This window comes from Streptomyces sp. NPDC056128 (genome assembly GCF_042263835.1).
Lineage (GTDB): Bacteria > Actinomycetota > Actinomycetes > Streptomycetales > Streptomycetaceae > Streptomyces.
Map to the genome: position 1 here is coordinate 1 of NZ_JBHJVQ010000052.1, position 19,522 is coordinate 19,522.

17 protein-coding genes are annotated in these 19,522 nt (G+C 74.4%); 9 read left to right on the forward strand and 8 right to left on the reverse strand.

All coding sequences use genetic code 11. The features are described 5' to 3' along the window. Window positions 1-150: 150 nt before the first annotated feature. Both ACFC1X_RS39755 and ACFC1X_RS39760 read right to left on the reverse strand, forming a co-directional pair. Window positions 151-813: a response regulator transcription factor gene (locus ACFC1X_RS39755; RefSeq protein WP_059298226.1), complete on the reverse strand. Its 663-nt coding sequence runs from the start codon at window positions 811-813 to the stop codon at window positions 151-153. Window positions 814-1,106: 293 nt separating this feature from the next. Next, window positions 1,107-1,784, reverse strand: a complete 678-nt coding sequence (locus ACFC1X_RS39760; RefSeq protein WP_376364321.1) for a DUF3000 domain-containing protein — start codon at window positions 1,782-1,784, stop codon at window positions 1,107-1,109. A gap of 151 nt (window positions 1,785-1,935) precedes the next feature. Here ACFC1X_RS39760 and hemE point away from each other — a divergent pair, with 151 nt between their 5' ends. After that, entirely contained in the window at window positions 1,936-3,003 is a 1,068-nt protein-coding gene (gene hemE, locus ACFC1X_RS39765) for a uroporphyrinogen decarboxylase (RefSeq protein ID WP_376364324.1), read from the forward strand. A 35-nt stretch (window positions 3,004-3,038) separates the two neighbouring features. Here the strand turns inward: hemE and ACFC1X_RS39770 are convergent, their stop codons facing one another. After that, the gene (locus ACFC1X_RS39770) at window positions 3,039-4,133 is read right to left on the reverse strand and encodes a hypothetical protein (protein WP_376364327.1); all 1,095 of its coding nucleotides are present in this window, start codon (window positions 4,131-4,133) and stop codon (window positions 3,039-3,041) included. A gap of 73 nt (window positions 4,134-4,206) precedes the next feature. Continuing rightward, window positions 4,207-5,724 (reverse strand): glycoside hydrolase family 3 protein, encoded by a 1,518-nt coding sequence (locus ACFC1X_RS39775; RefSeq protein ID WP_376364330.1) that lies wholly within the window; start codon window positions 5,722-5,724, stop codon window positions 4,207-4,209. Window positions 5,725-6,212: 488 nt separating this feature from the next. Here ACFC1X_RS39775 and ACFC1X_RS39780 point away from each other — a divergent pair, with 488 nt between their 5' ends. From ACFC1X_RS39780 to ACFC1X_RS39805, 6 genes are all read left to right on the forward strand, one after another. Beyond that, window positions 6,213-7,310 carry a phytanoyl-CoA dioxygenase family protein gene (locus ACFC1X_RS39780; RefSeq protein ID WP_376364333.1) on the forward strand — a complete coding sequence of 366 codons (1,098 nt, stop codon included), beginning with the start codon at window positions 6,213-6,215 and terminating at the stop codon, window positions 7,308-7,310. Then, window positions 7,292-8,617 carry a DUF6271 family protein gene (locus ACFC1X_RS39785; protein WP_376364336.1) on the forward strand — a complete coding sequence of 442 codons (1,326 nt, stop codon included), beginning with the start codon at window positions 7,292-7,294 and terminating at the stop codon, window positions 8,615-8,617. Before ACFC1X_RS39780 ends, ACFC1X_RS39785 begins: the two co-directional genes overlap by 19 nt. 5 nt (window positions 8,618-8,622) lie before the next feature. Then, a complete protein-coding gene (locus ACFC1X_RS39790; protein WP_376364404.1) occupies window positions 8,623-9,834 on the forward strand; it encodes a type III PLP-dependent enzyme in 1,212 nt (403 codons plus the stop codon). Continuing rightward, window positions 9,827-10,399 carry a GNAT family N-acetyltransferase gene (locus tag ACFC1X_RS39795; protein WP_376364339.1) on the forward strand — a complete coding sequence of 191 codons (573 nt, stop codon included), beginning with the start codon at window positions 9,827-9,829 and terminating at the stop codon, window positions 10,397-10,399. Before ACFC1X_RS39790 ends, ACFC1X_RS39795 begins: the two co-directional genes overlap by 8 nt. Beyond that, on the forward strand, window positions 10,399-11,625 hold the full coding sequence (locus ACFC1X_RS39800; protein WP_376364342.1) for an MFS transporter: 1,227 nt from the start codon (window positions 10,399-10,401) through the stop codon (window positions 11,623-11,625). Before ACFC1X_RS39795 ends, ACFC1X_RS39800 begins: the two co-directional genes overlap by 1 nt. Before the next feature lie 116 nt (window positions 11,626-11,741). Next, the gene (locus tag ACFC1X_RS39805) at window positions 11,742-12,089 is read left to right on the forward strand and encodes a hypothetical protein (protein WP_163016060.1); all 348 of its coding nucleotides are present in this window, start codon (window positions 11,742-11,744) and stop codon (window positions 12,087-12,089) included. Between the two features lie 15 nt (window positions 12,090-12,104). Here the strand turns inward: ACFC1X_RS39805 and ACFC1X_RS39810 are convergent, their stop codons facing one another. Both ACFC1X_RS39810 and ACFC1X_RS39815 read right to left on the reverse strand, forming a co-directional pair. Then, complete coding sequence (locus ACFC1X_RS39810) at window positions 12,105-13,505, reverse strand: FAD-dependent oxidoreductase (RefSeq protein WP_376364345.1); 1,401 nt, start codon at window positions 13,503-13,505, stop codon at window positions 12,105-12,107. 27 nt (window positions 13,506-13,532) lie between these two features. Continuing rightward, window positions 13,533-14,501 carry a DUF4349 domain-containing protein gene (locus ACFC1X_RS39815; protein WP_376364348.1) on the reverse strand — a complete coding sequence of 323 codons (969 nt, stop codon included), beginning with the start codon at window positions 14,499-14,501 and terminating at the stop codon, window positions 13,533-13,535. 166 nt (window positions 14,502-14,667) lie between these two features. Between ACFC1X_RS39815 and hemG the strand changes: the two genes are divergently transcribed. Both hemG and hemQ read left to right on the forward strand, forming a co-directional pair. Continuing rightward, window positions 14,668-16,146 (forward strand): protoporphyrinogen oxidase, encoded by a 1,479-nt coding sequence (hemG, locus tag ACFC1X_RS39820; RefSeq protein ID WP_376364351.1) that lies wholly within the window; start codon window positions 14,668-14,670, stop codon window positions 16,144-16,146. A gap of 4 nt (window positions 16,147-16,150) precedes the next feature. Next, a complete protein-coding gene (hemQ, locus tag ACFC1X_RS39825) occupies window positions 16,151-16,882 on the forward strand; it encodes a hydrogen peroxide-dependent heme synthase (protein ID WP_122618324.1) in 732 nt (243 codons plus the stop codon). On the opposite strand, the gene ACFC1X_RS39830 is transcribed toward hemQ, so the two are convergent. Both ACFC1X_RS39830 and ACFC1X_RS39835 read right to left on the reverse strand, forming a co-directional pair. After that, on the reverse strand, window positions 16,883-18,472 hold the full coding sequence (locus ACFC1X_RS39830; RefSeq protein WP_376364355.1) for an alpha/beta hydrolase: 1,590 nt from the start codon (window positions 18,470-18,472) through the stop codon (window positions 16,883-16,885). Window positions 18,473-18,610: 138 nt separating this feature from the next. Next, window positions 18,611-19,408, reverse strand: coding sequence for a TIGR04222 domain-containing membrane protein (locus ACFC1X_RS39835; RefSeq protein WP_376364358.1), 798 nt, complete (start codon window positions 19,406-19,408; stop codon window positions 18,611-18,613). Between the last annotated feature and the right edge of the window lie 114 nt (window positions 19,409-19,522).

Here is a 19,522-nt window from a genome sequence, read left to right on the forward strand (position 1 = left end):
TGCGGGGGTGTGTGCTTTCTCTGGTGGTGGGGGTTGTGTGGGTGGGGGGCCATGCGGTTTTGGTGGGGGTGTGCCGCGCCGCCGCCGTCCGGCGCCCGGTGGGGGGGGCGGGCCCCGGGGGGTCGTAAACCAGTCAGGTCGGTGAACGGGTCAGTGAATGATGCCGGTGCGCAGGGCCACCGCGACCATCCCGGCGCGGTCGCCCGTGCCGAGCTTGCGGGCGATGCGGGCCAGGTGGCTCTTGACGGTCAGGGCGGACAGCCCCATGGAGACGCCGATCGCCTTGTTCGACTGGCCCTCCGCGACCAGCCGCAGCACCTCCACCTCGCGGCCGGAGAGTTCGCGGTAGCCGCCCGGGTGGCTCGGGGCACCCGGGGGGCGGCGGTGCAGACGGGCCGCTGCGGCGCCGATGGGGGCGGCGCCCGGCCGGGTGGGGAGACCGACGTTGGTGCGGGTGCCGGTGACGACGTAGCCCTTGACGCCGCCGGCGAGGGCGTTGCGGACGGCGCCGATGTCGTCGGCGGCGGACAGGGCGAGACCGTTGGGCCAGCCCGCGGCGCGGGTCTCCGACAGCAGGGTCAGGCCGGAGCCGTCGGGGAGGTGGACTTCCGCGACGCAGATGTCGCGGGGGTTGCCGATGCGGGGACGAGCCTCCGCGACGGACGAGGCCTCGATGACATCGCGCACACCGAGCGCCCACAGGTGGCGGGTGACGGTGGAACGGACGCGCTGATCGGCCACGACCACCATGGCGGTCGGCTTGTTCGGGCGGTAGGCGACCAGGCTTGCAGGCTGCTCGAGGAGAACGGACACCAGGCCTCCTGGGGTGCGGGACGGGGCCGGCTCGTGGGGGTGAAGCCGGGACGAACCGTGCTTTCAAGGTCACAGTCGTCTTCGGCACCGAACCCGTCCGCCTTTAGAGAATGATCACGATCTGGTGAGTAACAATCCGAGCAATTCGGACACGCGGTCGATCATTCGAAGATCGAACGGTTTCGCAGTTTGTCGATACGCGGCCGAAAGTGGCCGTGTCGACAAAGTGACGGAACGTTTCCCAGCCGTGCGGAAGCCCCCTCGTGAAGAAGAAGAAGGAAAGGAAGAGCGGGTCAGCGCGACTGCGGGCCGCGGCGCTGCGGCAGCGTGACGATCGACGCGTCGCCGGGCCCGGCCGGCGGCAGGCCCGCGACCTGCGCCAGCAGATCGCACCACGAGGCGAGGTGCGCCGCGGTGTCCGGGACGCCGCCCAGACCCTCGCGCGGCGTCCAGGACGCCCGGATCTCGATCTGCGAGGCCGCGGGGCGCGCCGAGAGCCCCCCGAAGTAGTGGGAGCTCGCGCGCGTGACGGTGCCGCTCGGCTCCCCGTACGTGAGCCCGCGGGCCTGGAGTGCGCCGGTGAGCCAGGACCAGCACACCTCGGGCAGCAGCGGGTCCGCGGCCATCTCCGGCTCCAGCTCGGCCCGCACCAGGGTCACCAGCCGGAAGGTCCCCCGCCAGGCGTCGTGCCCGGCCGGGTCGTGCAGCAGCACCAGCCGGCCGTCCGCCAGGTCCTCGTCGCCGTCGACGACCGCGGCCTCCAGCGCGTACGTGTGCGGGGCGAGCCGCTGGGGCGCGCGTGTCGGCTCCACCTCGATCTGCGGCCGCAGCCGCGCGACCCGCAGGGCCTCGACGGCGGCCGCGAAGGCCGGCGGTGCCGTACTCCCCTTGTGCCGGGCCTCCTCCTCGGTTCCCTTCGCCTCGTCCATTCCGCCAGCGCCGTCCGACAGTCGTCCCTGAGCCGCAGCCATGCGGGGAACATTAAGCGGAACGGCGGCCCGGCGCAGGGAGGGACACCCGCGTGCGGGCGCGATGTCCGGATCCCGCGGTACCCCGAGGGCGCGCGGGAGCCGCCCCACCCGCGGTCCGGGACCGTCCGTGCGCCGTGCGAGACTTGCCGGTGTGAGTGCCAACCAGAGCCCCGCGGGCCAGCCGCCGACCGCCACGTACGACTCCGCGTTCCTCAGGGCCTGCAGGCGCGAGCCGGTGCCGCACACCCCGGTGTGGTTCATGCGGCAGGCCGGGCGCTCGCTGCCGGAGTACCTCAAGGTGCGCGAGGGCATCCCGATGCTCGAGTCCTGCATGCGGCCGGAACTGGTCACCGAGATCACCCTCCAGCCGGTCCGCCGGCACGGCGTGGACGCCGCCATCTACTTCAGCGACATCGTGGTCCCGCTCAAGGCCATCGGTATCGACCTCGACATCAAGCCGGGCGTCGGCCCGGTCGTCGAGAACCCGATCCGCACCCGCGCGGACCTGGCACGGCTGCGCGAACTCACCCCTGAGGACGTCACCTACGTCAGCGAGGCCATCGGCCTGCTCACCCGGGAGCTGGGCGCCACCCCGCTGATCGGCTTCGCGGGGGCGCCGTTCACCCTCGCCAGCTACCTCGTGGAGGGCGGCCCGTCCCGCAACCACGAGCACACCAAGGCGCTCATGTACGGCGACCCGCAGTTGTGGGCCGACCTCCTGGACCGGCTCGCCGGCATCACCGCCGCCTTCCTGAAGGTGCAGATCGAGGCGGGCGCGAGCGCCGTCCAGCTCTTCGACTCCTGGGTCGGCGCCCTCTCGCCCGCGGACTACCGCGCCTCGGTGCTGCCCGCCTCCCGCAAGGTCTTCGAGGCCGTCGCCGGGTACGGCGTGCCGCGCATCCACTTCGGCGTCGGCACCGGCGAACTCCTCGGCCCGATGGGCGAGGCCGGCGCGGACGTCGTCGGCGTCGACTGGCGCGTCCCGATGGACGAGGCGGCCCGCCGGGTCGGCCCCGGCAAGGCGCTCCAGGGCAACCTGGACCCGGCCGTCCTCTTCTCCACCCCGCAGGCCGTCGAGACCAAGGCCGGCGAGGTCCTGGACGCGGCGGCGGGCCTGGAGGGCCACGTCTTCAACCTCGGCCACGGCGTCCTGCCCACCACCGACCCGGACGCGCTGACCCGCCTCGTGGAGTACGTCCACACCCGCACCGCCCGCTGACCCGTTGCGGGGCGCCCCACGGCGGCGGGTGCACCTCACGAGCCGCTCCCCGCCGCCTCCGCGTCCGCCGCGCCTCCCAGCACGGCCGCCGCCACCAGCGGGTACAGCAGCTCGCCCACGGCCGCCAGCCAACGCACCGGCACGACCCTGCGCAGCGCCCCCGGTGCCAGCGTGGCCAGCGCCTCCCGGGCCGCCGGACGGCCGAGGTCGGGGAAGCCGCCGAGGTCCCGGGTCACCACGCCCAGCGCGTAGGCGGTGGTCCACACCTCGGCGAGCAGTACGTCGCTGACCCGGTCGTGGATCAACTCCCGGTGCGGGACGCTCTCCAGCGCCGTCCGCAGCGACGCCACGACCCGCTCGCGCCCGATGCCCCGCTCAAGCAGTGCCTCCTCGGCCGGCACCCGGCGCCAGCCGTCCGGACTCGCCGGGTCGCGCAGGTAGACCACGGCCAGCTGCTCCCACCAGCAGAAGTACGGCACGGCGCGCATCGCGGGCAGCACGGAGCCCTCCGGGTCGCCGGCGGGGGCGAGGCAGGCGGCGCTGCGCGGGCCCATCACGTCGTTGCCGACGAGGCTCGGCGGGTTGGCGTGGTCGACCGGGCCGGCCACCGGGACGACCCGGCCGACGTCGTGCAGGTAGTCGAGCAGGGTGACGTCGTCGGGCGCGTCGGGCGCGGCCTTCGCGGCGGCGTACTCCTCGAACCCCCGGGCCAGACCGGCGGGCAGCACCAGCGCGACCGTCGGGAGGTAGTCGTCCACCACGGGCGCCCAGGCGTGGCCGAGCAGCGCCGCGGCACGGACCGCGTTGGCGGTGCGCGAACCCCACTCGGTGAACAGGCTGACGGAGTCCCGCGGCCGGGCGGCGGCCAGCGCGGCGACGGTGTCCGCGAAGTCCGGGGAGAGCAAGGCGTCGTCCTGGAGCACCAGGTGGTGCGTGGCGTCGGCGGCCACGGACCGCCAGGCCAGGCGCGCGGTGCGCAGGGCCGACGGCGGACCTTGCGGGTCCGGGTCGGTGACGACCCGCGCGGCGAGCGCGGGGTGCGCCGCGCTCAGCGCCTCGGCCGCGGCCCGCCGCCGCGGGTGGGCCATGATCACGGTGGACAGGCGGAGGTCGGAACGGTGCGGTGTCATCCTCGGGTCTCTCTCGCGGGGGCCGAGGCGCCGCCCCACCCCTTATTGGTCTGGACCTTTGAGTTCCAGGGTGTCAGTCCGTCCCCGCCAGGACCTCCGCCGCCGCCACCCCCGACGCCGCGCTCGCGCCGTGCGTGAAGATCTGGGCCGGTGCCGCCGTGGTCGTGCCCGGCAGGCCCATTTCCACCACGATCGCGTCGGGGCGGGCCGTGGTCAGGCCGGTCAGCGCGCGGCTCATCCACGGGTGGCGGGCCGCGTCGCGGGCGACGACGACCAGGGGGCGTCCCGCGGCCGGTTCGAGGGCGCAGGTCGTCAACTCCACTGTCCCCTCGCGCAGTTCCTCGTCGCGCACCCGCACCGAGGTCGTGCCGGGCAGTCGCTCGCGCAGTGGGTCGGCCACGCCCCACGGGGTCTCCTTGCCGATCGCCATGTTCGTCACCGGTGCCAGCTCGACCACGTGCGGCGCGGCGGTCAGCGGCAGCGCCTCGCGCGCGGCCCCGGTGACCCGGACGGCGCGGCGGGCGGCGAGGTGTCCGATCCCGTCGCCGGCCGCCTCCCCGGCACCACCGGCCGACGCCCGCAGCGCGGCCGACCACCCGGCGAACTCCCTTACCCGGCCCGCCGCCTCGGCCAGCCGTTCCTCCGGCAGCTCACCGCCCGTCACTGCGGCGGTCAGCGCCTTGACCAGCAGCTCTGTGGTGGCCTCCTCGGCGCTCTCGCCGCCGACGCAGATCGCGTCCACCCCGGCGGCGACGGCCTTCACCGTGGCGCCGTCGATGCCGTACCGGCGGGTGACGGCGCCCATCTCGATGGCGTCGCTGACCACCAGCCCGTCGAAGCCCAGTTCGTCGCGGAGCAGGTCCCGCAGGATGCGCCGGCTGAGCGTGGCCGGCAGGTCGGGGTCGTAGGCGGGCACGAGCAGGTGGCCGCTCATCACCGCGCGCACCCCGGCCGCGAGGGCCGCCCGGAACGGGGGCAGGGCCTGGGCCTCGATCTCGTCCCGCCCCGCACCGTAGGCCGGCAGGTCGTGGTGGGAGTCGACGGCGACGTCCCCGTGGCCGGGGAAGTGCTTGGCGCAGGCCGCGACGCCGGACGACTGGAGGCCCCGGATCCACGCGGCGGTGTGCCGGGAGACCACGTCGGGGTCCGAGCCGAAGGAGCGTACGCCGATGATGGGGTTGTCCGGGTTGGAGTTGACGTCCGCGCTCGGCGCGTAGTCGAGGCTCACCCCGGCGGTGCGCAGCTGCCGCCCCAGGTCGGCGGCGACGGCCTCGGTCAGCTCCGTGTCGTCGACCGTGCCGAGCGCGAAGTTGCCCGGCCGGGACGACCCGGTGGCCGACTCGATCCGGGTGACGTCACCGGCCTCCTCGTCGATGGCGACGATCAAATCCGGGTTCTCCGCGCGCAGTTGCGCGGTCAGCCGGGCGACCTGCTCGGTGGAGACGATGTTGCGGGAGAAGAGCACCACGGAGGCCAGGCCGTCGCCGATGTCGCGCAGGACCCAGTCGGGCGCCTCGGTGCCGACGAACCCCGGCTGGAGGACGGAGAGCGCGAGCCGACGCAGCTCGCCGCTGTGCTTGCTGGAGGCCATCGGGCGCGCCTTTCGGTGACGATTCTTGGTATAGACCAAGGGGGTGCGCGTTCAGGTTAACCAGACCTGTCAAGAGGGGTGTCATCGAACTCGGAAGTAACAACTTTCCTCGTCGGGAGGGGTGTTGACACCTTCCCTTGGTCTAGTCCATTGTGAGGCGCAAGTTCGGCGAGGGACACATGGGACACCAGTTTCCGCGCCGGACACCTGCCGCGGCCGGGCTGCGAAGACCGCTCGCGACGCCTTCCGTACGACCACTTCCGTGACGACCACCCCGGACGAGACGACCATTCCGGACGAGAGCGCGGACCGGGCGAGCCCCTGAACCGGGAGAGCCCCGTCCGTCCGAGCCGCCCTCGTCGCCCCGCTCCGCCCCCGGACGCGAGCGGGCCCCGCTGCCCCCACCGACCTCATGTGTGACGGCCCGACCTCCGTCGCGCACACCGCCGTTGCCCGCACGGTGCGACGGCGAGGATCTGGAGCACCACATGGCGACGCCCGATTCCTACCTCCACCGAGCCCCGTCGGACATCCCCTACTTCAGCGCGGACGCCGACACCTACCTGGCCCGCACCCAGCTGCGCGACCTGGACAAGACCCGCCCGCTGCGGGTGCTGTCCGAGGAGGACTTCGCGCACTGGCAGACGTACGGCTACGTCGTGGTCAAGGAGGCGATACCCGCCTCCTCCGCGCGCCGGCTGCTCGACTTCGCCTGGGAGTTCCAGGGCCTCGACCCGGACCGCCCCGACACCTGGTACCAGGACCGCGAGTACCGCTCCGACCTCGACCGGGAACTGCACATCTACGGCTTCGTCGAGGCGTACCAGCACCAGCTCATCTGGGACAGCCGGCAGGCCCAGCGCGTGTACGACGCCTTCGTCGACGTGTGGGACTGCGAGGAGCTGTGGGTCACCCTGGACCGGCTCAACCTCAACCCGCCCAACGTGGGCAACCGCGACCGCGCCCTCATCGACAAGCCCGAGCGCGGCTTCGACATCGATCTGCACTGGGACGTCGACACCACGCTCGGCGTGCTGCCCCAGCGCGTGCAGGGCATCATCGCCCTCAACGACACCAAGCCCGACCACGGCGGCTTCCAGTGCTGCCCCGAGCTGTTCCGCCGCTTCGACCGCTGGAAGGCGCTCCAGCCCGACGGCCGCGACCCGATCCGGCCCGCGATCGACCGCGAGGACATGCCCGTCGTACGGCCCGACCTGGACGCCGGCGACCTGCTCATCTGGAACGGCCTGCTGGCCCACGGAGTGGCACCCAACGTCTCCGGCGAGGGCGTGCGCGCCGTCCAGTACCTGTCGATGATGCCCGCGCTGGAGAGCCACCGCCGGCTGCGCGACTCCCGCGTCGACTCCTGGCGCACCCTGGCCACGCCCGACTGGAACGTCACGCTCCTCGGCGACGCCCACCGCCACGAGTCCGAGCGCTACGGGCCCGCCGAACTGAACGAACTGGGTGCCAGGCTGCTGGGCCTGAAGTCCTGGCACGAGGACGCCGGCACCAGCACCGGCACCGGCACGGACCGGGCGACCGACGAGGCCACCGGGGACGCCGCATGCGCAGCATCTGCCTGACCCTCCCCACCAACCGGCACTGCCCGGACACCATCACGGCACTCGGCGAGGAAGCGGCCTACGCGGCCGCTCACTTCGACATCGATGTCCACCTGCTGGTCCTCGACTCCTGCCCGCCCGAGGACCACGCCGCCCACGCCGAGGCGCTGCGGCGGTTACGCCCGCACCCCCGGATCACGGCGCACCACCTCGACGAGGCCGCCCAGCGCGACTTCCTGGAGCGGGTCACGGCACGCTCCGGCAGCGCCAAGCCCGAGCTGCTCCTCGACCTGATGCTGCCCGACGGCGTGTCCTACGGCGCCTGCACCAACCGCGCGTTCCTGATCGCGGCGGCGCTGGGCTGCGAGTCCGTGCACCGCAGGGACTCCGACAGCCGCTACCAGAGCGTGGACGGCCGCACCGTCTTCCCCGTCCACCACGAACTGCTCTCCCTCGGCCGGCCCGCCGCCGACGCCGTGCCCGGCGTCACCGAGTCCGCCCTCGCGGACGGTCTCCTCCCGCGGCGGGTCGCCATGGTGGGCAGCTCCTTCGTGGGCGAACTCTCCGTGGACATCGCGCGGATACGCGACGCCGACCCCGGCGTCTACCACGACGTCGTCTCCCTGTGGGCGCCCGAGGACTGGACCGCCGAGCAGAAACGGGACCTGGTCGAGGAGTCCTTCGCCGGCGCCGGCACCGAACCCTTCACAGCGGACCACTCGCTGCTCACGGTGGTCGACCCGATGCGGGTCGACATGTGCAACATCGCCTTCCACGGGGAGACGGTCAGCGAGCGCGTACCGCTGCCGCCCGCCCGCGACACCATCGGCAGCGACTACTTCCTCATCCACCTGGTGCACGACGCCCGGCTGCCGGGGGTGCTGCACAACCGCCACATCGTCAACTACTACACGGGCGAACGACGGACCGGCCCCGGCTTCCTCGCCTACCAGAACCGCTTCGCCAAGTTCCTGCTGTCGATGCTCTACTTCCACTTCGTCTACGACCGCATGGCCGAGGCGGGCGACACCCTCTTGGACGAGCACGGCCGGGCCCGCCCCGCCGCGGTCGCCGCCCTGGCCCGCGAGAGCACCGGCCTGGACACCGCGGAGAACGTCCGCAGGCTCGACGCCCTCGACACCGCCTACCGCCGCCTCGGCGGCCCGTACGCCGACTTCGCCGACCTGCTGGCGGGCCGGCGCGAGCGGCTCCTCGACGAGGCGCGCGGCGACATGGCCGACTTCGCCCTGCTGACCGAGGCGTGGCAGGGGCTGGTCGCCGCCGCCAAGGCCACGCCCCCGGTCCGGCCGCCGGTGGCGCCGCGGTGAGCGCGGTGACGGGCCCGCTGCTGGGCGCGGTCCTCGGCGAGCCCCTGGCCGCCGCCCTCGCCGCCGCCACCGAGGACCGCATCGTCTACGACCTGGCCGGCATCGAGCAGCGGTACGACACGCTGCGCCGGGAACTGCCCGGCGTCGAGGTGCGGTTCGCGATGAAGGCCTGCCCGGTCGACGAGGTCCTCGCCGCCCTGGCCCGACGCGGCGCCGGAGCCGACGCGGCCAGCCCCGGCGAGATCGAACAGGCGCTGCGGGCCGGAGTGCCGACCGGGCGCGTGCACTACGGCAACACCGTGAAGTCCGACCGGAACATCGCCGAGGCGTACCGGCTCGGCATCCGCACCTTCGCCACCGACAGCGTCCAGGACGTCGCCGCCCTCGCCCACCACGCCCCCGGCGCCCGCGTCTTCTGCCGGGTGGCGACCGGCGGCGCGGGTGCCGTGTGGGGACTCAGCAACAAGTTCGGCTGCTCGCCCGGCGACGCCGTCCGCGTCATGGAGCGGGCCCGGGACGCAGGTCTGGTCCCGGCGGGCCTGTCCGTGCACGTCGGCTCCCAGCAGATGACCGGCGAGGCGTGGCACGCCGCCATCGAGGACCTCGGCGAGGTGCTGCGCGCGCTGGACCGGCGCGGCATCCGCGTCGATCACGTCAACCTCGGCGGCGGCCTGCCCGCGCTCGGCTACCGCGACCGGCGCGGCACGCCCCTCGACCCACCGCTGGACAAGATCTTCGCGGTGATCCGGGAGGGCACGGACGAGCTGCGCCGGATCCACGGGGGACCGCTGGACTTCGTCATCGAACCCGGCCGGCACCTCGTCGCCGACCACGGCGCGATCCGCGCCCACGTCGCCCGCCTCACCGAACGCCGGGACGCCGACGGCGAACGGCGGCACTGGCTCTACCTGAGCTGCGGCAAGTTCAACGGCCTGTACGAGATGGACGCCCTCCAGTACCGGCTGGTGTTCCCGACCCACCCCCACGGGCCCACCGTCCGGGCCGTCGTCGCCGGGCCCACCTGCGACAGCGACGACGCCTACTCCCACGAGGAGGGACTGGTGCCCGTACCCCGGGCACTCGCCTCGGGCGACCCGGTCTGGGTGCTGGCCTCGGGGGCCTACGCGACCAGCTACACGACCCTGGGCTTCAACGGCTTCGCCCCGCTCCCGTACGCCTGGGCGGACCGCCCGGAGGGGACCGGCGCCGATGACTGACACCGTGCGCGTCCGGCCCCTCGCCGACCGGGACTGGGACGCCGTCGTGGCGCTGGAGCGGGACGCCTACACCGGCCTCGGGCTGTCGGAGGGCCGGGCGGCGCTGGAGTCCCGCGCGGCGGCGTCGCCGGACACCTGCTTCGTCGTGGACGTCGGCGCCCGCACCGCCGGATACGTGCTGGCCCTCCCTTACCCGCCGCACCGCTACCCGGACCTGACGCGGGCGGAGGAGGCCGCGGCGGCGTTCCCGACCGGCAACCTCCACCTGCACGACATCGTCGTGGCGCCGGGCCTGCGCCGCAGGGGGCTGGCGCGGCACCTGCTGCACCACCTGACCGGCACCGCCCGGACACGCGGGGACGAGCGGATCTCGCTGGTCGCCGTGGGCGGCACCGAGCGCTTCTGGTCGACGCGCGGGTTCGTGGCCGAGCCGGGGGTGGTGCCCGACGGCGCCTACGGCGGCGCGGCCGTCTACATGTCCAAGCCGGTCCCGGCCCACCCGTCCCTCTCCCCGCCCCCGAGCCCGCCCACGACCCCGCCCCCGTTCCTGCGCGAAGTGAGCTGATGCGCGTGTCCCGTCTCCAAGACCCCTTCCTGCGCGGCCAGTTGGCGATCGCCGCGCTGTTCCTGTCCCTCGGCTTCCAGTACGCCACCTGGGCCGCGCGGATCCCGGCGCTCAAGTCCGACCTGGACCTGAGCGCCGCCGAGGTGGGGGTGCTCCTGATGGCCGCGGGGGTCGGCGCGGCGGTGTCGTTCCCGGTGGTGGCGTGGCTGATGCGGCGCATGGGCTCGCGGCGGCTCGGCCTGCTCTCCCAGCTCGGCCTCGCCCTGCTGCTGCTCGGCCTGGCGGCGGCCCCCAACTACCCGGTGGCCCTGCTGGTGATGTGCGCCGACGGCGTCCTCGTCGGCTGCCTGAACGTGGCCATGAACGCGCAGGGCGCCGCCCTGGAGACACGGCACGAACGCAACACCATGGCGAAGCTGCACGCGACGTTCTCCGCCGGATCGCTGCTCGCCGCGCTGCTCGCCTCGGGCATGACCGCCGCGACCGACTCCGTAGCCGCGCACTTCGGCGTGGCCGTCGTCCTCCTCGTCGCCCTGGGCGCGTCCGCGCGGACGGGGCTCCTCGACGACGAGGCACCGGCGGACGAGGCGGGCGGGGCGGACCGGGCGGACGCGGCCGCCATCGCCGACAAGAAACCGGCCGGCCGCCGCTGGACCGTCCCCTCCCGCCTGACCCTGTGGATGTGCTGCGCCATGGTCTTCGGCACGGTCGCCGAGGGCGCCATGAACGACTGGTCCGCCCTCTACCTCAAGGACGTCGCCAAGGCGTCGGCGGAACTTGCACCCCTGGGCATCGCCGTGGTGTCCGGGATGATGGTCGTCGCCCGCCTCTTCGCCGACGGCTGGCGGGCCCGCTGGGGCGACGGCCGGGTCGTCCTCATCGGCAGCGCGGTCGCCGCCGCCGGTCTCGCCCTCGCGCTGGTCAGCGGCGGCGTCGCACCGGCCCTCGCGGGCTTCGCCTGCATGGGCCTGGGCATCGCCGCCGTGACCCCCTGCGTCTACGCCGCCGCGGCCCGCCAGGGCTCGGACGCGCTGACCCTGGTCGCCGCCATGGGCACCACCGGACTGCTGGCCGGGCCGCCGCTCATCGGCTTCATCGCCGGTGCGAGCAGCCTGGCCTGGGGCATGGGCGCCGTGGCCGCGTCCGCGGGCGCCGTCGCCCTGTGCAGCACCCGCATCCGCTGGACCCCGGCACCGGCCGTGCGGAGCGAGGCGACCCCCGCCTGAGCCCGCCCGCCTGATCCGCCCCGCCCGTTGAACGTCCCCGGCCGCGCGTACGTATGCCCTGTCAACCGCCCGCGGCCCGGGGAAGGCGGACGCGGGGACGACGTGAGGATCAGGCGATGAACGAACGGGTCACACCGGCGCCGGCGATGCACGCCCTGCCCGACGGGGAGGCCGAGGTCGCCCTCGTGCTGCGCCTGCCCTGGGAGGACGTGGCCCGGCTCGGCCAGGAGGCCGGGCGGCTGGCCGCCCAGATGCAGCGCCCGGTGACGCTGGACGAGGCGGTGAGCCACCGGCTGCGCTCCGCGCGGGCCGCGGCGACGCACGCCAGGCCGGCCGGCGAACAGCCGCCCGCCGTGGCCGCGTCGGCGGCCGGTACGGCACCCGCCTCGGTGTCGTCGCTGCCCGCGCGGCCCCCGGCCGAGCAGGCACGGCAGGCCATCGACCGGATCAACGGGACCGCGTAGGAGGCGCCGCCGCGCTCAGCCGCGCTGCTCCTCCACCGCCCGCGAGGCCTTGCGGGCGGCCACCAGCACGGGGTCCCACACGGGGGAGAAGGGCGGTGCGTACCCGAGGTCGAGGGCCGTCATCCGGTCCACCGTCATCCCGGCCGTGAGGGCCACCGCGGCGATGTCGACCCGCTTGCCGGCGCCCTCGCGGCCGACGATCTGGACGCCGAGCAGCCGGCCGGTGCGCCGCTCGGCGAGCATCTTCACCGTCATGGGGGACGAGTCCGGGTAGTAGCCCGCGCGGCTGGTCGACTCGATAGTGGCCGTCACGAACCGCAGCCCCGCCCGCAGGGCGTCCTTCTCGCGAAGCCCGGTGCGCGCGATCTCCAGGTCGCACACCTTGCTGACCGCCGTGCCGACCACGCCGGGGAAGGTGGCGTAACCGCCGCCCACGTTGGTGCCGATGACCTGGCCGTGCTTGTTGGCGTGCGTGCCCAGCGGGATGTGCCGCAGCTGCCCGGAGACCAGGTCGAGCACCTCCACGCAGTCGCCGCCCGCCCAGATGTTCTCGTGCCCCCGCACCCGCATGCCGAGGTCGGTCAGCAGCCCGCCGTGCGCGCCGATCGGCAGCCCGGCGGCCTCGGCCAGCGCGGTCTCGGGGCGTACGCCGATGCCGAGCACGACCACGTCCGCGGGGTACTCGGCGTCCTCGGTGGCCACCGCCCGGACCCGGCCGTCGTCCCCGGTGAGCACCTTGGTGACCTCGGCGCCGTTCACCATGGTGATGCCGAGGCCCTCCATGGCCTCGTGCACCATGCGGCCCATGTCCGGGTCCAGCGTCGACATCGGCTCCCGGCCGCGGTTGACGACCGTCACCTCGTAGCCGCGGTTGATCAGCGCCTCGGCCATCTCGACGCCGATGTACCCGGCGCCGACGACCACCGCGCGACGGCCGCGCGTGCGGGTGAGCGTGTCGAGCAGCGCCTGACCGTCGTCGAGGGTCTGCACCCCGTGCACGCCGGGCGCGTCGACACCCGGCAGCTCCGGCCGGATCGGCCGCGCCCCGGTGCCGATCACGAGTTTGTCGTACGGCGTCCAGGACTCCGCCCCCGAATCGAGGTCACGCGCGCGTACCCGTCCGCCGGCCACGTCGATCTCCGTGACCTCCGTGCGCATCCGCAGGTCGATGCCGCGGGCGCGGTGCTCCTCGGGCGTGCGGGCGATCAGCTGGTCCCGGTCGGCCACGTCGCCGCCGACCCAGTACGGGATGCCGCACGCCGAGTACGAACTGAAGTGGCCGCGCTCGAAGGCCACGATCTCCAGTTCGTCCGGGCCCTTCAACCGACGGGCCTGCGACGCCGCGGACATCCCCGCGGCGTCACCGCCGATCACGACCAGTCGCTCTCTCGTACCGCCCGCGGCGCTCATGCTCATGCGAACACGCTACGCGGACCAGGCATTTCAGTCGCGCGCGCCGGGCTCCTCCCCGCGCGCCGCCGGTGCCGTCGGTACCGCAGACGTCGCCGGTGCCGCCGCGGGCGCCGGGCGGCGCGACAGCCTGGGCCGTACCACCCGCAGCCAGACCAGCACCAGCAGCGCCGCCACGACGGCGAACGGCAGCACCGCGCCGAGGGCCACCGCCAGCCAGCGCAGCATCGTCACGAAGGCGTCCCAACCACCGGCCAGCGCGTCCGTGAAGCCGGGGTCGTCGTCCTCCGCGGCCTCGTCGACCGGCGTCTCGGACAGGGAGAGGGTGATGGTGGCCAGGCTGGTGCGGTCCTTCAGGGACGCCTGCTGGGCCAGCAGCGCCTCCAGTTCGGTCTGCCGGGCACTCAGCTCGCCCTCCAGTGTCACCACGTCGCTCAGCTTCGTCGCCCGGTCCATCAGCTCCCGCACCCGGGCCACGCTGGCCCGCTGCGACTTGATCCGGCTCTCCACGTCGACGACCTGGTCGGTGACGTCCTCCGCCTTCGCGCCCCGGTGCAGCAGCTTCCCGGCACCCTCCAGGCCGTCTAGGACGTCCTGGTAGGCGTCGACGGGCACGCGCAGCTCCAGCCGGGTGCGTTCCCGGCCGTCCTCGTCCCGGCTGGTGTCCTCGTCGCCCACGTAGCCGCCCGCGTTCTCGACGGTGGCGCGGGCCTCGTCCAGGGCCTTCGGCACGTCCTCGACCTGGACGGTCAGCGAGGCGGTGCGGATGACGTGGGTCGCGGCGGCCTTCGGCGGCGCGGTCGCCTTGGCACCGGAGGCGTCGCCGCCCGCCGCGCCCGGCCGGTCGTCCGCCGCCGAGGGAGCGGCCTCCTTGGCCGCGCCGCCCGCGCTGTCCGCGCCGGAGTCACCGCCCCCGGAGGTGCATCCGGTCAGCGCGAGAGCCCCGGCCAGCAGGACGGCGGCCAGCGCCGGAAGCGGTCGTGAGAAAGGTGATGTGCGCACAGGGGCCCCCGGGATCGTCGGTACGACTGTCGTTCCTACGACGCGGGGAGCGGCCCGGAGGTCGGCGCGAAACGGTCCCGAACAGGTCACGGTCCGGACTCGCGGGGCCCGGACACGTGACCGGCCTGGCGGCGGCCCCGCCGGGCGGGTCTGAGACGCTGGGGACATGTGCGCAAGCGAGACCCCCGCGGGGCGGGCTCCCGGGGACCCGGGCCATGTCGTCGTCGTCGGAGCCGGCATCGCCGGACTGGCCGCCGCCCACCGCCTGCTGGAGCGGGGCGCCCGGGTGACCGTGCTGGAGGCCGCCGACCGGGTCGGCGGCAAGCTGCTGCCCGGTGAGATCGCCGGCGTCCGCGTCGACCTCGGCGCCGAGTCGATGCTGGCCCGCCGCCCCGAGGCCGTCGGCCTGGCCCGCGCGGCCGGTCTCGCCGACCGCCTCCAGCCGCCGGCCACCGCGTCGGCCTCCCTGTGGACCCGCGGTGCCCTGCGCCCCATGCCCAAGGGCCACGTCATGGGCGTCCCCGGCACCGCCGCCGCCCTGGCCGGCGTCCTCTCCGAGGAGGGCCTGGCCCGCATCGAGCGCGACGCCGACCTGCCGCGCACCGAGGTGGGCGACGACGTCGCGGTGGGGGAGTACGTCGCCGCGCGCCTCGGCCGCGAGGTCGTCGACCGCCTCGTCGAACCGCTGCTCGGCGGGGTCTACGCGGGCGACGCCTACCGCATCTCGCTGCGCTCCGCCGTGCCCCAGCTCTTCGAGGCGGCCCGCGACCACACCTCCCTCACCGAGGCGGTGCGCGCCCTCCAGGGACGGACGGTCACCTCCCCGGCCGGCGGCCCGGTGTTCATGGGCATCGAGGGCGGCATCGGCACCCTGCCCCTCGCCGTCGCCGAGTCGGTCCGCGCGCGCGGCGGTGAGATCGTCACCGGGGCACCCGTGACGGAGCTGCGCCGCACGGCTCCGGACGGCTGGCGGATCGTCGCCGGCGAGCGGGTGCTGCACGCCGGTGCGGTCGTCGTCGCCCTCCCCGCCCGCCCCGCCGCCGAGCTGCTGCGCGCCGAGGCGCCCGCGGCCGCCGCCGAGCTGTCCGCGGTGGAGTACGCCTCGATGGCCCTGATCACCCTCGCCTACCGCCGCTCCGACGCGGCCGCCCTGCCCGAGGGCAGCGGCTTCCTGGTGCCGCCGGTCGACGGGCACACCATCAAGGCGTCCACCTTCGCCTCCCGCAAGTGGGGCTGGATCGCCGACGACGACCCGGACCTGGTCGTCCTGCGCACCTCCGTGGGGCGGTACGGCGAGACGGAGATCCTCGGCCGCGACGACGCGGGCCTGGTCGCCGCGTCCCGGCACGACCTCGGCGAGGCCACCGGGCTGACCGCCGAGCCCGTAGCTACCCGCGTGACCCGCTGGCAGGACGGCCTGCCCCAGTACCCCGTGGGCCACCACGCGCGCGTGGTCCGTGTCCGCGGGCACGTCGCGAAGGTCCCGGGCCTCGCGGTGTGCGGGGCGGCCTACGACGGCGTCGGCATCCCGGCGAGCATCGCGAGCGCGTACGCCGCCGTGGACCAGATCCACGGGGACCCGCGCGGCGTGGACGAGCTCACCGCCCACCCGGTGCAGAGTCTGCACGGCGGAGCGGGAGAATAGGGGCATGAGTGACGACGCCTCCACCGCTGCCGCCGGCCGGATCCCCAACAAGGGCAAGCTGGCCAAGGACCTCAACGAGGTCATCCGCTACACCCTCTGGTCCGTCTTCAAGCTCAAGGACACGCTCCCCGAGGACCGCGCCGGGTACGCCGACGAGGTCCAGGAGCTGTTCGACCAGCTCGCCGCCAAGGACGTGACGGTCCGCGGCACGTACGACCTGTCCGGTCTGCGCGCCGACGCCGACCTCATGATCTGGTGGCACGCGGAGACCGCCGACCAGCTCCAGGAGGCGTACAACCTCTTCCGCCGCACCAAGCTGGGCCGCGCGCTGGAGCCGGTCTGGTCGAACATGGCGCTGCACCGCCCCGCCGAGTTCAACCGCGCGCACATCCCGGCCTTCCTGGCCGACGAGACGCCCCGCGACTACATCAGCGTCTACCCGTTCGTGCGCTCCTACGACTGGTACCTGCTGCCCGACGAGGACCGCCGCCGCATGCTCGCCGACCACGGCAAGATGGCCCGCGGCTACCCGGACGTGCGCGCCAACACGGTCGCCTCCTTCTCGCTCGGCGACTACGAGTGGATCCTCGCCTTCGAGGCCGACGAACTGCACCGCATCGTCGACCTCATGCGCCACCTGCGCGCCTCCGAGGCCCGCATGCACGTCCGCGAGGAGGTCCCGTTCTACACGGGGCGCCGCAAGGACGTCGCGGAGCTGGTGGCCGGGCTGGCCTGATCAGGGTGCCGGGCTCGGTTCCGGTTCCGGGCGCGGGGCGCACGACGTGTTCCGCGCCGGGAGCCGGCCCTCCAGCAGGTACGCCTCCAGGTGGCCGTTGACGCAGGCGTTCGGTCCGCCGGCGATGCCGTGCGTGCCCGCGTCCCGCTCGGTCACCAGGACCGAGCCCGACAGCCGCCGCCGCAGTTCCAGCGCGCCCTCGTAGGGGGTGGCCGCGTCCCGCTCGGCGGCCAGGATCAGCGTCGGCGGCAGCTCACCGGGCACGGTGCGCACATCGAGGGGCCGCTGCCGGGGCACCCGCCAGTAGGCGCACGGCAGGTTGGTCCACACGTTGTCCCAGGTCTCGAAGGGCGCCCGGCGCGCCAGCCGCGTGTTGTCCCGGTCCCAGACCTCGAAGTCCGTCGGCCAGGCCGCGTCGTTGCACTCGACGGCCGTGTACACGGCGTTGGAGTTCTCCGCCCCCTTCGCGCCCGCCGCGGTCCGCGTCCCCGCCTGGTCGATCAGCGGCCGCGGATCACCCTTCAGGTACGCCGACAGCGCCTCCGCGCGGTGCGGCCAGTAGTCGTCGTAGTACCCGGCCCGCAGGAACGCCCCCTGCAACTGCGCGGGGCCCACCGTCCCGCCGGCCGGCTCCGCCGCGAGCCGCTCGCTCGCCTCCTCGTAGCTGTTCTGCACCTGCCTCGGCGTGTCCCCGAGGCCGTACACGGCGTCGTGGCCGGCGATCCACTCCTTGAAGTCGTCCCAGCGGTCCTCGAACGCCTCCGACTGCTCGAGGTTGTTGCGGTACCAGACCAGCGCGGGGTCCGGATTCACCACCGAGTCGAACACCATCCGCCGCACCCGGGCCGGGAACAGCTCGGCGTACAGCGCCCCGAGGTAGGTGCCGTACGACGCGCCCATGAAGGTCAGCCGCTCCTCGCCCAGCGCGGCCCGCACCACCTCCAGGTCACGGGCGTTGTTGAGCGAGTGGTAGTGCCGCAGCGCCTCCCCGGCGCGATCGGCGCAGCCCCGCGCGTACGCCTCGGCCTCGGCGGCGCGCTGCTTCTTGTACGCGTCCGAGGGCCGTGTCGGGGCCGGGCGCGGGCCCTTGAAGAAGTCGCCGGGGTCCTGGCAGGACAGCGGCGCGGAGGGCGCGACCCCGCGCGGCGCGTATCCGACGAGGTCGTAGGCGCCCGCGATCCGCTTCCACTCGGGCACCAGGCCGACCAGCGGGAAGTACAGGCCCGAGCCGCCGGGACCGCCCGGGTTGTAGAGGAGGGCGCCCTGCCCGGGCACCTTGCGCTTGGGGTTCCCCGGGTCCTTGTGGGTGGCCCGCACCCGGCTGACGGTGAGCCGGAGCTGCTTCCCGTCGGGGTGCGCGTAGTCCAGGGGCACCCCGACCGTGCCGCAGCGCATGCTGGCCGGCAGGTCCTCCGCCTTCGGGCAGCTGCCGAACGCGATGCCGGCCGCCGCCGCCCGCCCGGCGGCCACGGCGGTGCCGCGCGCCTCGGCGGAACCGTGGGCGGCCGTGGCCGCCTGGGCCGGAGCGGTGGTGGCGAGGGTGGTCAGCAGCAAGGACCCGGCGGCCGAGTAGAGGGCGGCAGCTCGCATCGCGTATCCCTTCGGTGGCACGGGGGTGACACAAGGGATGTTTGGTTCGCCCGCCGGGCAGGGCAAGCACCGCCCGCGGGTGTCGGCGCCGAGTGCCTCCGTACGCCCCCGGCGCGTCCGCGTGCCGGCGGCGGCCGGTCAGATCCGGCGCCCGCGGTACCCCTCGGTGTACGCCTCGCGGTGGGCGAAGGCCGCGCGCAGGTCCGGCTCGCCGATCGCGTGCACGCCGCGCACGGCGACGGAGGTGAGGTAGGTGCGCTCGTCAGCGGTGCCGTCGGCGTGCTGGACGAGGGTGCCGATCAGCCGCTGCCCGGCCGGGGAGGCCCAGCGGGAGTACGGGTGGATCTCCATCCGGGTGATGGCGAGGCAGCCCAGGGTCAGGGCGAGCGGCAGGGCGAACCACAGGGCGATCAGTGTGCGCGGCTCGTGCGCGGGCAGGGGCAGCGCCAGCGCGGCGACGGCCAGCGCGCACACGGCCACCGCCGCGACCCGCACCCGCCGCACCCCGGCCGCGACACCGTCGGAGCCGCCGTCCGGTACGGCGAGACCGGCGCCGACCAGCCGGTCGGCCAGGCCCCGTACCGGGTCGGCCGTGGCGGCGGTGGCCCGGACCGGGGCGATCCGGGACTGCCCCTCGGGCCCTATGGCCCCTATGACCGACCGCTCCATGTCGTCGCGTCCGCACGGGTCCACGACCGTCGCCCAGCCGGTGTGCGCGAGCAGCAGCCGGCGCTGGCGGGCCATCGAGACCAGCGTCAGGTCGGCCACCCGCCGCGGGCCGCCGGACAGGAACGCCGCCTCGTACAGCGTCAGCGCGTGCTCCCGCGCGGGGGTGCCCGGGGCGACGGCCGCCGCGCGCACGGCGGCCAGACACAACCGCAGACACGCGAGGCCGGCGACGGCCCAGGCCGACAGGAGGAAAAGGACCCAGAACATGCCGTACTTCTATGCCAAAGGCTTTCGCCGGCGCCATGGGCTGTTCACATTTCGGGACGCAGTGTTGTGGGTATGTGACGTTCCGTTTGGTGATGTCCCGCACCGGCCGTGACC

Coding starts and splice junctions, on each gene's coding strand:
- hemQ (WP_122618324.1), top strand. CDS start 16,151: ATGAGTGACGACGCCTCCACCGCTGCCGCCGGCCGGATCCCCAACAAG.
- hemG (WP_376364351.1), top strand. CDS start 14,668: ATGTGCGCAAGCGAGACCCCCGCGGGGCGGGCTCCCGGGGACCCGGGC.
- ACFC1X_RS39770 (WP_376364327.1), bottom strand. CDS start 4,133: ATGACACCGCACCGTTCCGACCTCCGCCTGTCCACCGTGATCATGGCC.
- ACFC1X_RS39785 (WP_376364336.1), top strand. CDS start 7,292: ATGCGCAGCATCTGCCTGACCCTCCCCACCAACCGGCACTGCCCGGAC.
- ACFC1X_RS39830 (WP_376364355.1), bottom strand. CDS start 18,472: ATGCGAGCTGCCGCCCTCTACTCGGCCGCCGGGTCCTTGCTGCTGACC.
- ACFC1X_RS39805 (WP_163016060.1), top strand. CDS start 11,742: ATGAACGAACGGGTCACACCGGCGCCGGCGATGCACGCCCTGCCCGAC.
- ACFC1X_RS39760 (WP_376364321.1), bottom strand. CDS start 1,784: ATGGCTGCGGCTCAGGGACGACTGTCGGACGGCGCTGGCGGAATGGAC.
- ACFC1X_RS39810 (WP_376364345.1), bottom strand. CDS start 13,505: ATGAGCATGAGCGCCGCGGGCGGTACGAGAGAGCGACTGGTCGTGATC.
- ACFC1X_RS39795 (WP_376364339.1), top strand. CDS start 9,827: ATGACTGACACCGTGCGCGTCCGGCCCCTCGCCGACCGGGACTGGGAC.
- ACFC1X_RS39800 (WP_376364342.1), top strand. CDS start 10,399: ATGCGCGTGTCCCGTCTCCAAGACCCCTTCCTGCGCGGCCAGTTGGCG.
- ACFC1X_RS39775 (WP_376364330.1), bottom strand. CDS start 5,724: ATGGCCTCCAGCAAGCACAGCGGCGAGCTGCGTCGGCTCGCGCTCTCC.
- ACFC1X_RS39780 (WP_376364333.1), top strand. CDS start 6,213: ATGGCGACGCCCGATTCCTACCTCCACCGAGCCCCGTCGGACATCCCC.
- ACFC1X_RS39835 (WP_376364358.1), bottom strand. CDS start 19,408: ATGTTCTGGGTCCTTTTCCTCCTGTCGGCCTGGGCCGTCGCCGGCCTC.